Source organism: Streptomyces sp. NPDC103540 (genome assembly GCF_055584445.1).
Map to the genome: position 1 here is coordinate 135,791 of NZ_JBVJMA010000002.1, position 15,130 is coordinate 150,920.

Below are 15,130 nucleotides of genomic sequence, written 5' to 3' on the forward strand. Positions count from 1 at the left end.
GGCGGTTCAGCCGCGCGGGGTCCAGCGTCCCAGTTCGCGGGTGAGGAAGTCCGGCGGGAGGTACTCCGCGGGGCCGGGCCAGGGGTGCCGTTCGGTGGGTTCCTCGGCGGCCGGCCACTGTTGGACGCCGAGCCGCAGGGCGACGTCCTCGCGCAGCTTGGGCAGGAGGGCGTAGAGGCGGTCGCCGGGGCACTGGGTGCTGTTGAAGTCCCGGTGGCCGTGGATCTCCGACGGGGGGATCGCGTACGAGCCGCAGACGTGGGCGCACAGCGACACCAACGCCTCGTACTGGCGGGCCGGGGGCTCCACTCCGGTGTACGTGCCCTCGTTCTCGATGCCGACGGACACGTCGTTCTGTCCGACGCAGTGGGCGGCGCGGACCTGGCGGCGACCGGCGGACAGCTCGGCAAGGCTGTGGTGGCGGCCCTCGGTGATGAAGGCGCCGCGGCTGACGGTGAAGTGCTGGCCGGTGTCGATCCAGCCCTGCATGTCCATGTGGTAGTTCTGGATCGCCCGCGCGAGGGCGAAGGCCCGCTTCTGCGAGTAGTCCTCGGTGTTGGCAGTCGCGGTGTGGTGCACGATGATCCGCCGGGGCCGCTGGGCGAGGACCACGACGTCCTCGGACGGCGGACGGGCGCCCCAGGCCGCGCAGTCGAAGATCACCGGGCCGGCGCGGCGGGCGGCGGCGGCGTCCGCACGTGCGCCCGCGCCCCAGACGCCCGCCACCGCGAGGCCGAACGCGCCGGTGAGGAGCCCGCGGCGGGAGACGGGCGCCCGGACGAGGCCGGACTCCGGGGCCAGGGAACGAACACGCATGGGCAGGGCTCCTTCTGACGGACCGACCGTTCGACGGGGGCGCGGGGCGCGCGGCGCGCGCCGGGCGGGCGCGCGGGGCGCCGAGGGCACAACGACCAGCTGATCATCAGGCAACGCCCCTCGGGGCGGCGCTGCGCCGATCGCGGCCGGCGATCACCCCGACGGCGCAGTCGCGACGGGCCCCGGTTCACCCGGCCGGTGCACTCGGCGCCGGCGCACTCGGCCGGTACGGTGCGCCGGTGCGGCGCGCCGGTTCACTCCCCCGCGGGGACCGGTCGGCGCAGGAGGTAGCCGGCGGCGATCGTCACCAAGGCGGCCATGCACGCGATGAACACGAGTCCGGCGCCTTCGAGCCCGAGCGGGTCGGAGAGCACGCCGACCCCGATCACCGGCACCGAGATGCCGGTGTAGGCGACCACGAACAGGGCCGAGATCACCCCCGCACGGTGGTCGGGCGGGGAGGCCGCGGCCACCGCCGCGAGCGCGCCGCGGAAGGCGAGGCCCTGGCCGATGCCGCCGACCAGCGCGCTCGCCGCCACCAACACCAGGAGCTCCGCGTACAGGGCGCCCGCGAGGAGGGCGAGCCCCGCGAGGAGCAGCGCGCAGCCCAGGGGCAGCGAGCGGCGCACGCCGATCCGGTCGACGACGAGCTGGCCCGCCGTGGAGGCGAAGAAGGCCAGGGCCACGATCGATCCGCTCACGGCGTGGTCGGTGACGTGGAGGGATTGCGCGAGGAAGGCAGGGCTGACCGAGGTGAACACCCCGAACAGGGCGAACCCGACGAACGCGGCGATCGCGGCGGGGGCGAACACGGCCCGTACCCGTTGCGGCAGATCGGGGCGGCGCGGCCGTACGGCGCCGAGGGAGCGGCGCTCGCGCACGGTCTCCGGCAGGCGCAGCAGGACCAGGGCCGAGGCGGCGACCAGGACGAGGTGCACGACGAACGGCAGGTACAGCGGGGCGGGCGCGTACTGCGCGAGGAGCCCCGCGAGCAGGGGACCGCAGCCGAGGCCGCCCATGTTGGCGGCCGTGGCCACGAAGGTGGCCCGTGAGGCGCCGCCGGCCGGCGCGAGTTCCATGACGTAGGCGGTGGCGGCCCCGGTGAACAGTCCGGCGGACAGGCCGGACAGCAGCCGGCCCGCGTACAGCGCGGCGAGGTCGTCCGCGGCGAGGAAGCAGCCGGCCGAGGCGGCGGCGAAGCCGAGTCCGCACAGCAGGACGGGGCGGCGTCCGAGGGTGTCGGAGGCGTTGCCGGCGAGGAGCAGCGCCGCGATGACCCCGAAGGCGTACACGGCGTAGACGATGGTCACGACCAGTTCGGAAAAGTCGAACTTCTGCTGGTAGAGGCCGTAGAGGGGGGTGGGGAGCGTGGTGCCGGCCATGCACACGGCGAACACGGCCCCGGCGAGCACGCACTGCCGCCACCCTCGGCGATCACCGTCCATGCCCCGACCCTAGACCGCCGGGAGCCGGGCTCCCGGGATGGCGCGGCCGGGGCGGTGGGCGGCGGCCGAGGGAGGCGGCCCGGGAGCCGGGCGGCGGGTCAGGCTTCCTCGAGGGCTTCCAGCGTCCAGGCCGATTCGTGGCGGCTGAAGCCGACGCGGGGGTAGTAGCCGGTGGCGGCCGGGGCGGCGAGGAGGATCAGGGCGGCCTGCGGGGCGGCCTCGCGCGTCGCGCGGATCAGGTCGCGGCCCACGCCCCGGCCCTGGAACTCCGCGTCGACGGCGAGGTCGCTCAGGTAGGTGGCGTAGGAGCCGTCGGTGAGGGAGCGGGCGATGCCGATGAGCCGGCCGCCGGCGCGGGCGGTGATGACGAGGTTGGCCCCGGCCAACATCCGCGCGAACCGCCCCTCGTCGTCGATCGGCCTGCGCTCGCCGAGGGTCGACGCCCGGTAGAGGTCGATGACCTCCCGGACGTCGAGGCCTGCTCCGACGACGTGTTCACACTTCCACATGGGAGGACTCCTCGGACGAGCCCGCGGAATGGTCGACTCCGGGGCAGAGGGGGACATCGGGGGACGGGTGGTGACGCACCCTCACATGATCTTACGTAAGCTCTCGGTCGAACCGGTCTTCGCCGTCGACGGTCTCCACAACCGATCCTCGGCGTGCCCGGTATCCGGTATCGCATCAAGTGAGTCGAGGAACCCCCCATGATCGCGTCTTTGAACCGCCGCCTCGCCGTGACCATCGCCCTGTCGGCCGTGATGGCGGGCGCCGTCCCCGCCGGCGCCGCCGTGGCCGCTCCGCTCGCCCCGTCCACCACGTCCTCCGCCCCGACCGACCGCTCGGCGTCCGGCCTTCCGGCTCCGGACCTCGAAGGCCTGGTCAAGGCCCTGGAGAACGCGCGCGCCGCCGGTGCGCCGGGGGCGATGGCCCGCATCAGCGGCCGTGACGGCGTCTGGAACAAGACGGTGGGCGTGCGCGACACGACCACCGGCGCCGCCATGGACACCCGGGCGCGCTTCCGGATCGGCAGCGTCACCAAGACCTTCTCCAGCGTCGTGCTGCTCCAGTTGGTGGCGGAGAAGAAGATCGACCTGGACACCTCGGTCAACCACTACCTGCCGGGGCTGCTGCCGGACGACCGGATCACGGTGCGTCACCTGCTGACCCACCGCAGCGGCCTGGCCGACTACACGAACGCGATGTTCAACGACACCGTTCCCGGCTTCGAGGCCGTCCGCAACAAGGTGTTCACCTACGACGAGCTGCTGAAGCTCTCGCTCGCCGAGCCCCGCACGACCGAACCGGGCGTCTCCTACCAGTACTCGAACGCCAACTTCGTGGTCGTCGGCATGCTCATCGAGAAGGCCTCGGGCCGCCCGGTGGCCAAGGAGTACGAGCGCCGCATCATCAAGCCGCTGAAGCTCCGCGACACCTCCTACGTGCACCCCGACACGAAGATCAAGGGGCTGAACGTCCAGGGGTACCTGACGCCCGACCAGGCCGGTCTCCCGCTGGTCGACTCCACCGAACAGACCGTCTCCTGGGCGCAGTCGGCCGGTGCGATGATCTCCAGCGCGGCCGACCTCAACACCTTCACCTCCGCGCTGGTGACCGGGAAGCTGCTGGCCGCGCCCCAGCTGGACGCGATGCTGACGATGACCCCGACCGACGCGACGAACACCCGCTTCTACGGGCTGGGCCTGCGCCGCTACGACCTGTCGTGCGGGACCTCCGTCTACGGCCACACGGGCACGGTGCAGGGCTTCTACACGTACGCGTTCTCCACCCGTGACGGCAAGCGCAGCCTCGCCGCCCTGGCGAACACCTCGAACCGCGGCGTGGCCAACACCGCGCTCGGCGGCACGCTGGAGGCGGCGTTCTGCGGCAAGAAGCCCGAGCCGAAGGCTCCGTCCGCCGCCAACGCGCGCGGCTTCGCGCTGACCCCGGCCGCGCCGGCGCCGGCCGAGGTCGACCTGCCGGAGCGCAACGCGCGCTGACCCGGTACGGAGGCCGGCGTCACGGGCAACGGGCCCGGGGCGTCGGCCTCTTGTGGTGCGGGAGGCGCGTGTTCAGCATGCGGATCTCGTTACCACCGCCGGACATCGGTTCATATGATGTTCCTTCATTTCCGGATTCATATGGGGGGACCGATGAACACCGCAGAAGGCAACAGAACCGCACACGACCACCGGCCGCGCCGCAGGCGCGGTCGTCGCACCACGAGCGCCCTGGTCCGGGGCCTGATCACCGTCGCGGTGGCGGCCGCGGCCGTCGCCTGCGGCCCGACGGAGGGCGGCGGCGCCGCGCTGTCGGCCGCGTCGGGCCTCCCCTCGGCGAACCCGACGACGCCGCCCCCGCCGACCGCCCCGCCGACCGGCTTCCCCGGCACGACGCCGAGTCCGGGGCCGACCGCGGACCCGACCTCCGTGCCCACCGCGCCGCCGACCGCGCCCCCGACGTCCGGTCCGACGGCCTCGCCGACCCGGCTCCCGTCGATGCCGCCGACGGCCGCCCCGACCGACGGCACGGACCCGAAGCCCACCGTCGCCCCGACCCGGCCGGCGACCACGCCCGCGCCCCAGCCCACCACGAAGTCCCCCAGCCGGCCGCCGACCGAGGCCGGCACCGCCGACTGCGAGATCGTCTCCAACGCCGGGAACTGCTACAACGCGGGCCAGTTCTGCCGCAAGGCCGACGTCGGCCGCTCCACCCACGCCGCCAACGGCCGCCTGATCCACTGCCGTCAGGACGGCGGCCAGGCCCGCTGGGGTTACTAGGTCCTCACCGGTCCCGCCCCCGCGCGAGGCGCGAGGCGGGACCCGGCAACGGCAGGGCGCCGCGCCCCCTCGGGGGACGCGGCGCCCTGTCGTGCACGCGGGTGTCAGCAGGTCTGGTACCCGATGCCGAAGTCGCTGATGTTGCCGCCCGCGTAGGCGTTGAAGTCGATCCGCTTGCCCTTCGGACCGACGCGCGGGCCGTGGCTCTCCCCACCGCCGTGGTGGTAGGCGATGACGTACGGGCACCGGCCGTCGGCCTTGTCGTCCTGGATCCAGCCGTTGAAGTTGCGGCCGTCACAGGTCTGCGCCCAGCCGTGCCCCTCGCTGCGGCTGACGCTGCGGCTGATGCAGTTCTGCGAGCCTTCCTCGCCGGTGGTGCCCGTGGTGCCGGCCGAGGCCGGCAGCGCGGTGGCCAACGCGATGGCGGCGGAAGCCAGGGCCGTGGCGACCAAACGCTTCTTCATGCTTCTGGTTCTCCCTTGTTTCCGGTCACGTACAGGTGGGTCTCAGGTACGCAGGTCCGTACCTGACAGGGAGATGTCTACGGCAGCGGCGGACCCGACGGGGCTGTCAAGGGGGCCCGTGACCTGGGACTGTCTCGTTCCCCGGGGGTCAACGGCCAGGCGGCCGGCCTTGTGCGGGAGGCGGGTAAGGATCAATGACCTGATTAGCACCGGACAGCTGCACCGTGCATCAGTACCGTTCTCCCGTGCCTTCCCTCAACGTCACGTTCGCCGAGCACGAGCTCGCCCTCCTTCGCGAAGCGGCCGCCACGGCCGGGCAGTCATTGGCCCGGTTCGTCCGCGCCGCCGCCCTCGCCGAGGCCTGGGAGCACCATCTGACGGCCGCCTACCAGGACATGCACCGCAACCTGTCCGGGCAGAGCACCCCGCTCGCGGAGCGGGCCACCTATCTGGCGGTCGTCGCCCAGGAGGGAACCCTGTGACGGAGTTCCGCCGGGGCGACGTGCTCGCCATCGGGGACGAGGGGCGCGGCGGGCTGTGGGTGGTGGTGTCGAACGACACCCGCAACGCCCTGCTCGACACGGTCGTCGTCGCGCAGATCGGCACCGGCTCGGACGCGTGGCCTACGTCGGTGCCCTTCGAGGCCGCCGACGAGGCCCTCGTGGAGGGCGTCGGCGGGCACGTACTGGTGGACTTCCTGACCACCGTCCGGCCCGCCGCGCACTACGTGGAGGCGATGCCGATGCGGCTGAGCCCCGCCGCGCTGGAGGCGGTCGGCGAGGCGCTGCGCCTCGCGCTGCCCTGAGGGTCGGTCAGCGGGAGTGGCGCAACACCTCCAGCACCTGGGCCGTGATGGCCTTCTCGTTGCGCTCGAAGTCGGGTCCGGTCAGCGCGGCCGGGTCGGCGGGCAGGCCCGTGAGCACGGGGGTGTGCAGATGGCCTCCCGGCAGGTCCGGGCGCAGCTCCAGGCGCAGGCGGTTGGAGCGGTAGGCGACCTCGTTGGAGAGGTAGCCGCCGCCCCCGCCCGCCACGGCGCGCGATCCCGGGGTGGGGCCGTCCTCCCGGGTCACGGGCCCCGATCCGCCGGCCGGTATCTCGGTGACGACGGTGTTGAGGCGGACCGGGTAGGGGCTCTGGACGGCGGTCATGGCGTCCGCGGGCAGGGTGGTGCGCAGGAACTCGGCGCCGGGGCCCATGCCGGGCGCGGTGACGGGGTGGTCGGTCGTGCCTCCGGAGAGGGCGCCCGTGTTGTCGGGGTAGGGGTCCGCCGAGCGGGAGCGGCCGGCCCAGGCCTCCAGGGTGAACAGGCCGGGGTAGCCCTGGCTGATGCTGGTGATCATGTGTGCGGCGCGGGGGCCGGGGGCCAGGCGGGGGCCGTAGGCGCGCTCGACGATGCCGGCGTCGAAGTCGGCGTAGCGCACGGGCAGGACGACGGCACGGATCTCGGCCGGGGTGCCGTCGGCGAGCGTGACGCGGCGTCCGTTGAGCTGGAGGGCCGCCGACCCGGAGGGGTTGGCCCGGCGCAGTTCGGCGTCCAGCCCGAAGGGGTCGAAGCCGCTGACGAAGATCCGGCGGACGCCGGGGGTGCCGCGGAAGGCGTTGGAGGTGAGCCCGCGGGAGGCGTCCTCGAAGCGGGAGCGCAGGGCCTGGCGGTCGACGGGGAAGGACGGCTGCCAGCGGTCGAGGTCGACGGTCATGGCGAGCCGGGCCCAGTACAGGGGGCGGTCGTCGCCGGTGGGGAGGTCACCGCCGGGCCGGCGTCCCTGGGCCCGGTTCACGGCGGCCTGCCACAGGGCCTCGCCCCAGCTGTCGAGGAGCCGGTCGGCGCCGGCGGGGTCGCGGACGGTGCACAGGGCCGCGGGGAAGCCCCGTACGAAGCCGTCGAGCGCGGCCCGCCGCGGGAGGGCGGCGGTGCGCGGGTCCCGGAGGCGGGCGCGCTCCGGGTCCGTGGCGGCGCCGGTGTCGGCCGCGGCGCGGCAGGCGGGGGCCTGGTCCGCGTGGGCGGTGGTGGGCGGGAGGAGGGCGGAGACGCCGATGAGGGCGGCGGCGAGGGCCGCACGACGTAAGAGCATCATGCAATGTGACATTACATAGAACATCAGTTCCTGTCAGTCGGCTTGCCCTCCTCCTCTTCCTCCCGCCGCCCGTCCCCCGCCCGCCCGTCCTGTTCCGTTCCCTCACGGGGCCGCCGGCCCCCGCACCCACCCGCCCGTCGGACGTACCCGCTGGTGGGGCCGTACCGGCGCGGGCAGGCGTACCACAGCGCCCCGAAATATGATGAGCGCGGGCCTCTCGCGCCGCGAAGGGCGAACGAGCGGGGACACATGGACGCAACGCGCAGTGCCCTTCGGAGCGGAGCGCGCGAAGGCCCGCCCGGGAGCGGTCCGTGACGCCCCGCCGCCCGTCCCGGCCGGGCAGCGCCGACCTGCTCACCATGCTCGGGGAGCTCACCGCCCGGGCCCGGGAGGGAGCCGAGTTCCAGCAGGCGCGGGTGGAACTGGCCGAGGCCCTCCAGCGGGAACTGCTGCCGGCCGGCCTGCCCGTGGTCCCCGGACTGCGCAGCGCCGCCCGCTACTCCCCCGCCCGCCGGGGGTTGGAGATCGGCGGCGACTGGTACGACGGCTTCCGGGTGCCGCCCCACACCGTGGCCTTCTCCATCGGCGACGTCCAGGGGCACGACGTGGCGGCGACCGCGTTCATGGGACAGGTCCGCGTCTGTCTGCGGGCGGTGGCCTCCGTGGTCGACGACCCGGGCGAGGTCCTCGGTCGGGCGAACGAGGTGCTCCTCGCGATGGACTGCGAGCTGTTCGCCACGTGCACCCTGCTCCACGTCGACCCGCGCACGGGAGAGCTGGTGAGCGCCCGGGCCGGTCACGTCCCCACCGTCTGGGCCACGGTCGACGGCCGGTACGGCATCGCCGAGGACACCGGCGGCCCGCCCCTCGGCACCCTGCCCGAGGCCTCGTACGCGGTGACGCGCCGCCGGCTGACCAGCGCCGGGTCGATCGTGCTGCTCACGGACGGGGTCGTCGAGGGCCCCTCCTTCCCCATCGACGTGGGCCTCGAACGGGTGTCGCGCATCGTCCGGGAGGCGGCGGGCGCCGATCCGGACGAGCTGGCCGCCGAGGTGATGAAGGTGGCCGATTCCACCGGGCACGCGGACGACGCCGCCGTCCTCGTCATCGGCCACGAGGCGATGGGGGCCTGAGGGAGCCCGGGTCGCCCCGCGCGTGTCACGTCCTCGCGGACGGCCGCCCTGTTGTCTGATGCTGTGGTGCGCACCCTGGAAGGGCGAGGCCCGTACCGGACCCTCTTGCGGATCCTGGTCGTCGCCGTCCTCTACTACGTCGGCGGGCGCCTCGGGCTGCTCCAGCAGGTGGTCCTCGACGGCGCGGTGGTCACCCCGCTGTGGCCGCCGACCGGGATCGCCCTCGTGTGCCTGCTGCGCTTCGGCGCCGGCATCTGGCCGGGGATCGCCCTGGGCACGTACCTGGCGATCGAGCGGATCAGCACCTTCCAGGCCGCCGACCTCGTCATCGTCGCGGGCAACGTGCTGGCGCCACTGTGCGCGTACGCCCTGCTGCGCCGGGTGGGGTTCCGCCCGGAGCTGGACCGGCTGCGCGACGGCCTGGCCCTGGTGTTCCTGGGCGGGCCGGCCCCGATGCTGATCAGCGCGACCACCGGGGGACTGACGCTGCTGCTCACCGGCAATCTGACGGGGGCGCGGTTCTGGCCCGCCTGGGGCGCCTGGTGGGCGGGCGACACGATGGGGGTGCTGCTCGTCGCCCCGCTGCTGCTGGCCCTGCGCCGGCCCCGGCTGCCGGTGGACCCGTACCGGGCGGCCGAGGCGGTGGCGCTGCTGGTCACGGCCGGCGCCGTGACGGTGGTGACCACGCACAGCTCCCTGTCGCTGCTGTTCCTCGTCTTCCCGCTGCTGATCTGGGCGGCGGTGCGCTTCCAGTCGGCCGGCAGCGCGCCGTGCGCGCTGCTGGTGTCCGTGCTCGCCATCTCGGCGGCGACGGACCGCGACGGCCCCTTCGCGCGGCACACCCTCTTCGAGGTGATGATCAACCTCCAGGCCCTCAACGGGGCGGCGGCGCTGACCGGGCTGCTGCTGTCCGCGATGGTCACGGAGCAGAACCACATCCGTCAGAGGATCGAGCAGGTCTGCGAGGACCTGGCCGAGGTGGTGGCCCGGCTCTCCCCCGACGGACGCGGGCGCTGACGGGCCGCGCCCCCTCGGCCGTGCCCGTCAGGGCAGGCGGCGTCCACGCGCCGCCTGCCACAGGCGGTACCACTCCTCGTGGGTGAGGTCCGGCTCGCGCAGGACCGCGTCGCGGCAGGCGCGGACGCGCGCGGGGTGGGAGGTGCCGATGACGGGAGCGATCCGGGCGGGGTGGCGCATGAGCCACCACAGCAGGACGGTCTCGGGGGTGGTGTCCTTGCGCCGCGCGAGCTCGACGAGCAGTGCGGCGGTGGCCTGTTCGGCGGGGGTCTCCTGGAGGCCGGTGTAGCGGCCCTTGGCGAGCGCGCCCCAGGCCTGGAGGCGGATGCCGTGGTCCACGCAGTGTTCGAGGGTCCCGAAGGGGAAACCGTTGGCCGCGCCGGACGGGGTGTTGAGCAGCACGCCCGCCTCGACCCAGTCGCGGCTGCGCAGGCTCATCTCCAGCTGGTTGGCCACCAGCGGCACGTCGAGGCGGGCCTGGAGGTGGGCGATCTGCGCGGCGCCCGCGTTGGAGACGCCGAAGTGCCGTACGAGGCCCTGGCGGTGCAGGGACATCAGCGCGGCGGCGACGGAATCGGGGTCGGCGAGGGGGTCGGGGCGGTGCAGGAGGAGCACGTCGATCACGTCGGTGCGCAGGCGCGTGAGGCTCTCCTCGACACGGCGGACGATGTGCTCGGGGCGCAGGTCGTACATCTGGGGGTGGTCGGGGCCGGCCAGTCGGATGCCGCACTTGGTCTGGAGGGTGATGCGCTCGCGCAGGCCGGGCGTACGGGCGAGCACCTCGCCGAAGACGGCCTCGGACTTGCCGTGCCGGTAGATGTCGGCGTGGTCGAAGGCCCCGATGCCGATGTCGAGGGCCGCGTGGACGGCCTGTTCGGCGGCGTCGATGTCGTGGGGGGCGTACGGTTCCGGGCCCCAGGTCCCGCCCAGGCCCATGCAGCCGTACAGCAGCCGGTCACCGCTGGTGTCGTCGGCCCGGCCGGCGTGCTCGCTCGTGTTCATGTCAGTCGCCACGGGCCCACCATAGAGGGGCGCGCCCCGGGCGCGCGGCCATCCTGATCGCGCCGGCGGATCACGCCGGCGGGCCGGGCCCGCGCGGTTGCGCCGGCGGCGGAACACCGACCGGACCGGGCCCGACGCTCCGTACAGTGCGATCCCATGACGACGACAACGACGATGCCGGCGACGACGACAACGGCGATGACGACGCGTACGGTCGAGTACCGGGCCGACGGTTTGACGATGATCGGACATCTCGCGCTCCCGGCCGGTGTCGACCGCCGGCCCGCGGTGCTGCTCGGACCGGAGGGGACGGGGCTCAGCGACGTCGAGCGCCACCGGGCCGACGCCCTCGCCGAACTGGGCTATGTGGCCCTGGCCTTCGACCTCCACGGCGGGGGGCGCTACCTGGCCGACCCCGAGGAGATGCTGGCCCGCTGCCTGCCGCTGCTCGCCGATCCCGACCGGATGCGGAACATCGGCCACGCGGCGCTCGACGTGTTGCGCGCCGAGCCGCGCACCGACCCCGACCGGATCGCCGCGATCGGCTACGGCACCGGGGGCGCCATCGGGCTGGAACTCGGTCGCGACGGCGTCGACCTGCGCGCGATCGGCACGCTCAACGCGGTGACCACGGGCCGACCGGGCGAGGCGGCGCGCATCGGCTGCCCGGTGTGGGCCGGGGTCGGGTCGCTGGACCCGATCATGACGCCCGCGCAGCGGGACGCGTTCACCGCCGAGATGGAGGCCGCCGGTGTCGACTGGCGCCTCACCGTCTACGGCGGCGCCCTGCACGCCTTCCACCACCCGCCGGTCGACCATCCCACGGTCCCCGGCGTCGGCCACCACCCGCGGCACGCGCGGCGCGCCTGGCTCGACGTCGTCGGCCTGCTCGCCGAATGCCTGCCCGTGACCGGTGAGCCGGGGGCATGACCCGGGGCGGCCCGCCGCGACCCGCTTGCTTCATAACTCCTTGACTCCTCAAGCTTCTGTCCCGATACTTGAGGGGTCAAGGAGGTTGCGATGAGTGACGCGCTGGACGTATCCCTGCGCTTGGTGAAGGCCCAGACCACCCTGGTCAGGCGGTTCGACTCCCGTTTGGGGTCCCTGTACGGGGTGAGCCTGGCGGATTTCATGACCCTGCTGCACCTGGGGCGCGCGGAAGGGGGCCGGATGCGACGGGTCGACCTCGCACAGGCCCTCGGCCTGACCGCCTCGGGCGTCACCCGGGGCCTGGGGCCGCTGGAACGGATCGGGCTGGTGGTACGGGAGGCGGACGCGCGTGACGCCCGCGTGGCGTACGCGGCACTGACGGACGTCGGGCGCGAGCGGCTGCGCGACTGCCTCAAGGCGGCCGACCAGGTCGCCGCCGAGGTCTTCGGCGCACCCGAGTGGACCGCCGAGGAGGTCGCGGCCCTGGGTGGGCTCCTCACCCGGCTCGGCGGCACGGGCCTGCCCGAGGACCACACCGCCGACGCCTGACGGGCGGACGGAAGCACGGTCGGGGTCCCCGGTGCGTCAACCCGGGGGCCCCGACCGGCGCGCGAAACGGCCGATCAGGGGTCGCTCGTCCGCCATTCGGGGGATGACGCCCCTTCCGTCCCGCGCCCCGTTCCTAGGATGTGGCAGCCGCCCGCCTTCCGGCCCGCGGCATCACACGCGCACGGACGGGGACTTGGATGATGAAGCGGTGGGGCGTACTGGTCGCGGCCGGGGTACTGGCGCTGGGGCCGGCGACCACGGGCGCCGCCCAGGCCGTGACGGGGCCCGCGTCCTGCCCGACGGCGGAGATCTTCGCCACCGACAACACCGCGATCATCACCGACCCCGAGGACCCCCGACTGGACCGGGACCTGCGGCACTTCGCACGGGAGGTGCGCGGGGTGATCCGCGCGCACGGCGCGCGGCCGGGCGCCTCGACCCTGCTGGACGGCGTGTTCTGGTCGGACGAGCTGCACCGGACGACCTACGAGCGCTCGCGCGAGTTCGACGTGGACCGGGTCGGCCGCGAAGGCCTGCACGACATCGCCGAGGTCGTGCGCAAGACGTACGACCAGGAGTCGGTACTGACCTTCCGGTGCCTGCCGCGCACGGCGCCCGACACCGACGCGGTCGAGATCCGGGCCGACGGGGTCAGCGCGACCCGACTGCACGAGGCGCTGGCCGCAGACCCCGAGGCCCGCGAACGCCTCGGCGGCGGCTCGGTGACCCTCGACGGCCGGCTCCTGCTCATCGCCCCCCTGTCCGACCTGCCGTTCGCCCGCGCCTTCACCACGAGGCTCGGAGTCGACTGGAACGAGGCCGAGATCCACTACGGCGACCAGGAGTTCGTGGCCCGCTGACGAGCCCGGACACGAGAACCGGAATACGAGAACCGGATACGAGAAGCCGCCCGCCGCCCTCAGGGCGGCGGGCGGCGTCCTCACGGGCGCGGGCGCTTGAAGTAGTGCCAGGGGAAGGAACCGGGCCCCACGCGCGTCCACCCCTCGGCGGTCAGCCGGCGGCGCTGCCCGACGAGTGCCCGCCGGTGTTCCCAGACCTGGTCGGAGGCCTCCACGACCAGGCGCAAGGGGCCGTAGTCGACCAGGTGCCAGCCGGTGCGCCCCGCCTCTTCGAGGGCGGCCATCTCGGTGAAGGCCGTCACCGGGGTGACGACCCGTCGCTCCGGACCGTCGGCCGGCTCCGCCGCGTCCGCGTCCCGCGGCTGCTTGACCGCGAACCGCTGCTGGGCGGCCTGCCGGCTCACCCCGAGGACCCCGCCGACCGCGTCCCAGCTGTGACCGGCCGCCCGCGCACCCTGGATGGCCTCGCGCAGCAGCCGGCTCGATTCCTCGGCTCCGACGCGGGCGGCGGCCACCAGCCGCAGGTAGCCCTCGGGGTCGTGCTCCAGCGAATCGGCGAGCCCCGCGGGAGATGCCAGGACGGCGCTCGCGATCGACTCGCGGATCCCGTCGGTCTCCTCGGGGCTCAGCAGCTCCCCGCCGGTCACCTGCCGCCGCCGGCGGCAGCGGAGGTGGACGCGGCGGAAGGGGAAGAGGGGGCGGCCGTGGGGCCCAGCGGTTCCAGCGCGTCGAGCAGCTCCTCGTCGCGTCGGGACTCCGCGCTCCGCGCGGCGTCCGCCCCCTCCTCGCCCGGGCGGCCGTCGGACCACTCGGCGCGCACGGAGGCCGTCAGGGCGCCCATGGCGGCGAAGAGGACGATGTCCGCGGCGACCAGGGCGGCGGTCACGCCCACCCCGAGGTCGTCCCCGAGCGTCAGGGCGACGCTGATGAGGCTGACGGCGATGGCCAGGAAGCCGAACACCAGCCTGATCGCCTTGGCGGAGGAGTCGGACTCGGACGCGGACTTCGAAGAGAGGTTCATGGCGTCAAGATTTCCTTGACATAATCTTCTTGTCAAGGGTTTCTTGACGCCGCTACCGGGAGCGGGCGGCGAGGGCCGCGTTCGCCTTCATCAGCGCCGGCACCACCAGGTACACCACGACCGGAATGGCTATCACCGTCAAAACCAGGGTCTGCACGGGCAGCGGAACGTCCCCCAGCAGCGGGCGCAGCAGGGCCAGGGCGATGGTGATCGTCGGATAGACGGCCAGCCAGGTGATCAGCGCGCGGCGGTGGATGGACGGCGCGGCGGGTGCGGGCACGGACACGGCAACTCCCTTGGGCGGGCGGCTGGATCCTGATTTCCAACCAACTGGTTGGAGTCTTGCACAGCGGGCAGCGCAAATCCAACCGATAGGTTGGGAATAACGTAGGATGGCCGCATGGCCTGGGACACCGCACGCACGAAACAACTCCTCCTCGACGCGGCCGTCGAGGAGTTCGCCGAATTCGGGCCGGAGGGTGCGCGCGTCGCCCGGGTGGCCACCCGGGCCGGCGTCAACAAGGAGCGGATCTACCAGTACTTCGGCAACAAGAAGAAGCTGTTCGCCTCGGTGCTGGAGAGCGAGATGGCCAAGCTCGCCGTCTCCGTGCCCCTCACCGCCGAGCAGGCCACCGACCTGGGCGAGTACGCGGGCCGGGCGTACGACTACCACGTGAGCCATCCGCACTTCCTGCGGCTGCTGGCGTGGGAGGGGTTGATGTGCCAGGACCGGGTCGTCGCCGAGTACGAGCGCACCGACCACTACGAGCAGAAGGTCGCCGCCATCTCCGAGGCACAGCGCGCGGGCGCCCTCACCTCGGAGGTGCCGGCCGCGCAGCTCATGCAGACGGTGATCGCGCTCACCAGCAGCTGGTTCACTCTGCCGCAGATCGCCCGCATGCTGGTGCCCGAGGGGCCCGAGGGCGCGGCGGACGTACGGCGCGAGGCCCTGGTGACGCTCGCCCGACGGCTCACCCGGGCCTGAGCCCGCCTCGGCGGCGGGGGGACCCGGGCCGGGGCGATCGCCCCGCGGGGGCG

The 15,130-nt window shown here is 73.7% G+C and carries 19 protein-coding genes; 10 read left to right on the plus strand and 9 right to left on the minus strand.

Annotated elements, in window-relative coordinates; translation table 11 throughout:
- Positions 1 to 6: 6 nt before the first annotated feature.
- The 3 genes from ACZ6ZI_RS05245 to ACZ6ZI_RS05255 form a co-directional block, all read right to left on the minus strand.
- Positions 7 to 816 carry a peptidoglycan recognition protein family protein gene (locus ACZ6ZI_RS05245; protein WP_469516223.1) on the minus strand — a complete coding sequence of 270 codons (810 nt, stop codon included), beginning with the start codon at positions 814 to 816 and terminating at the stop codon, positions 7 to 9.
- A gap of 254 nt (positions 817 to 1,070) precedes the next feature.
- Positions 1,071 to 2,261, minus strand: a complete 1,191-nt coding sequence (locus tag ACZ6ZI_RS05250) for an MFS transporter (protein ID WP_469516226.1) — start codon at positions 2,259 to 2,261, stop codon at positions 1,071 to 1,073.
- Between the two features lie 98 nt (positions 2,262 to 2,359).
- Positions 2,360 to 2,770 (minus strand): GNAT family N-acetyltransferase, encoded by a 411-nt coding sequence (locus ACZ6ZI_RS05255; RefSeq protein ID WP_469516228.1) that lies wholly within the window; start codon positions 2,768 to 2,770, stop codon positions 2,360 to 2,362.
- Positions 2,771 to 2,968: 198 nt separating this feature from the next.
- On the opposite strand from ACZ6ZI_RS05255, the gene ACZ6ZI_RS05260 reads away from it, so the two are divergent.
- Together ACZ6ZI_RS05260 and ACZ6ZI_RS05265 are read left to right on the plus strand one after the other, a co-directional pair.
- Positions 2,969 to 4,261, plus strand: a complete 1,293-nt coding sequence (locus tag ACZ6ZI_RS05260) for a serine hydrolase domain-containing protein (RefSeq protein WP_469516231.1) — start codon at positions 2,969 to 2,971, stop codon at positions 4,259 to 4,261.
- 153 nt (positions 4,262 to 4,414) lie between these two features.
- The gene (locus tag ACZ6ZI_RS05265) at positions 4,415 to 5,041 is read left to right on the plus strand and encodes a hypothetical protein (protein WP_469516234.1); all 627 of its coding nucleotides are present in this window, start codon (positions 4,415 to 4,417) and stop codon (positions 5,039 to 5,041) included.
- A 104-nt stretch (positions 5,042 to 5,145) separates the two neighbouring features.
- On the opposite strand, the gene ACZ6ZI_RS05270 is transcribed toward ACZ6ZI_RS05265, so the two are convergent.
- On the minus strand, positions 5,146 to 5,505 hold the full coding sequence (locus tag ACZ6ZI_RS05270) for a hypothetical protein (RefSeq protein ID WP_469516237.1): 360 nt from the start codon (positions 5,503 to 5,505) through the stop codon (positions 5,146 to 5,148).
- Between the two features lie 245 nt (positions 5,506 to 5,750).
- On the opposite strand from ACZ6ZI_RS05270, the gene ACZ6ZI_RS05275 reads away from it, so the two are divergent.
- The gene (locus tag ACZ6ZI_RS05275; protein WP_363054664.1) at positions 5,751 to 5,987 is read left to right on the plus strand and encodes a hypothetical protein; all 237 of its coding nucleotides are present in this window, start codon (positions 5,751 to 5,753) and stop codon (positions 5,985 to 5,987) included.
- On the plus strand, positions 5,984 to 6,310 hold the full coding sequence (locus tag ACZ6ZI_RS05280; RefSeq protein WP_363054665.1) for a type II toxin-antitoxin system PemK/MazF family toxin: 327 nt from the start codon (positions 5,984 to 5,986) through the stop codon (positions 6,308 to 6,310). The genes ACZ6ZI_RS05275 and ACZ6ZI_RS05280 overlap by 4 nt, the downstream gene beginning before the upstream one ends.
- A 7-nt stretch (positions 6,311 to 6,317) precedes the next feature.
- Here ACZ6ZI_RS05280 and ACZ6ZI_RS05285 read toward each other — a convergent pair whose 3' ends face one another.
- On the minus strand, positions 6,318 to 7,580 hold the full coding sequence (locus ACZ6ZI_RS05285; RefSeq protein ID WP_469516241.1) for a pyroglutamyl peptidase: 1,263 nt from the start codon (positions 7,578 to 7,580) through the stop codon (positions 6,318 to 6,320).
- A gap of 311 nt (positions 7,581 to 7,891) precedes the next feature.
- Between ACZ6ZI_RS05285 and ACZ6ZI_RS05290 the strand changes: the two genes are divergently transcribed.
- Both ACZ6ZI_RS05290 and ACZ6ZI_RS05295 read left to right on the plus strand, forming a co-directional pair.
- Complete coding sequence (locus ACZ6ZI_RS05290; RefSeq protein WP_469516244.1) at positions 7,892 to 8,713, plus strand: PP2C family protein-serine/threonine phosphatase; 822 nt, start codon at positions 7,892 to 7,894, stop codon at positions 8,711 to 8,713.
- A 63-nt stretch (positions 8,714 to 8,776) separates the two neighbouring features.
- The gene (locus ACZ6ZI_RS05295) at positions 8,777 to 9,730 is read left to right on the plus strand and encodes an MASE1 domain-containing protein (RefSeq protein WP_469517625.1); all 954 of its coding nucleotides are present in this window, start codon (positions 8,777 to 8,779) and stop codon (positions 9,728 to 9,730) included.
- A gap of 27 nt (positions 9,731 to 9,757) precedes the next feature.
- Here ACZ6ZI_RS05295 and ACZ6ZI_RS05300 read toward each other — a convergent pair whose 3' ends face one another.
- Positions 9,758 to 10,732, minus strand: a complete 975-nt coding sequence (locus tag ACZ6ZI_RS05300) for an aldo/keto reductase (protein WP_469517627.1) — start codon at positions 10,730 to 10,732, stop codon at positions 9,758 to 9,760.
- A 156-nt stretch (positions 10,733 to 10,888) separates the two neighbouring features.
- Here ACZ6ZI_RS05300 and ACZ6ZI_RS05305 point away from each other — a divergent pair, with 156 nt between their 5' ends.
- From ACZ6ZI_RS05305 to ACZ6ZI_RS05315, 3 genes are all read left to right on the plus strand, one after another.
- Positions 10,889 to 11,662 carry a dienelactone hydrolase family protein gene (locus ACZ6ZI_RS05305; protein WP_469516247.1) on the plus strand — a complete coding sequence of 258 codons (774 nt, stop codon included), beginning with the start codon at positions 10,889 to 10,891 and terminating at the stop codon, positions 11,660 to 11,662.
- A gap of 90 nt (positions 11,663 to 11,752) precedes the next feature.
- Positions 11,753 to 12,211 carry a MarR family winged helix-turn-helix transcriptional regulator gene (locus ACZ6ZI_RS05310; RefSeq protein WP_469516250.1) on the plus strand — a complete coding sequence of 153 codons (459 nt, stop codon included), beginning with the start codon at positions 11,753 to 11,755 and terminating at the stop codon, positions 12,209 to 12,211.
- A 197-nt stretch (positions 12,212 to 12,408) separates the two neighbouring features.
- Entirely contained in the window at positions 12,409 to 13,071 is a 663-nt protein-coding gene (locus ACZ6ZI_RS05315) for a hypothetical protein (protein ID WP_469516252.1), read from the plus strand.
- Positions 13,072 to 13,151: 80 nt separating this feature from the next.
- Here ACZ6ZI_RS05315 and ACZ6ZI_RS05320 read toward each other — a convergent pair whose 3' ends face one another.
- Genes ACZ6ZI_RS05320 through ACZ6ZI_RS05330 form a run of 3 tightly spaced genes read right to left on the minus strand, consistent with a single transcriptional unit; the run spans position 13,152 to position 14,378 of the window.
- Entirely contained in the window at positions 13,152 to 13,718 is a 567-nt protein-coding gene (locus ACZ6ZI_RS05320; RefSeq protein WP_469516255.1) for a hypothetical protein, read from the minus strand.
- Positions 13,715 to 14,092: a hypothetical protein gene (locus tag ACZ6ZI_RS05325; RefSeq protein WP_469516258.1), complete on the minus strand. Its 378-nt coding sequence runs from the start codon at positions 14,090 to 14,092 to the stop codon at positions 13,715 to 13,717. The genes ACZ6ZI_RS05320 and ACZ6ZI_RS05325 overlap by 4 nt, the downstream gene beginning before the upstream one ends.
- Before the next feature lie 52 nt (positions 14,093 to 14,144).
- Positions 14,145 to 14,378: a putative antibiotic biosynthesis monooxygenase gene (locus ACZ6ZI_RS05330; RefSeq protein ID WP_469516261.1), complete on the minus strand. Its 234-nt coding sequence runs from the start codon at positions 14,376 to 14,378 to the stop codon at positions 14,145 to 14,147.
- A 114-nt stretch (positions 14,379 to 14,492) separates the two neighbouring features.
- Here ACZ6ZI_RS05330 and ACZ6ZI_RS05335 point away from each other — a divergent pair, with 114 nt between their 5' ends.
- Complete coding sequence (locus ACZ6ZI_RS05335) at positions 14,493 to 15,077, plus strand: TetR/AcrR family transcriptional regulator (RefSeq protein ID WP_469516263.1); 585 nt, start codon at positions 14,493 to 14,495, stop codon at positions 15,075 to 15,077.
- Positions 15,078 to 15,130: the final 53 nt, after the last annotated feature.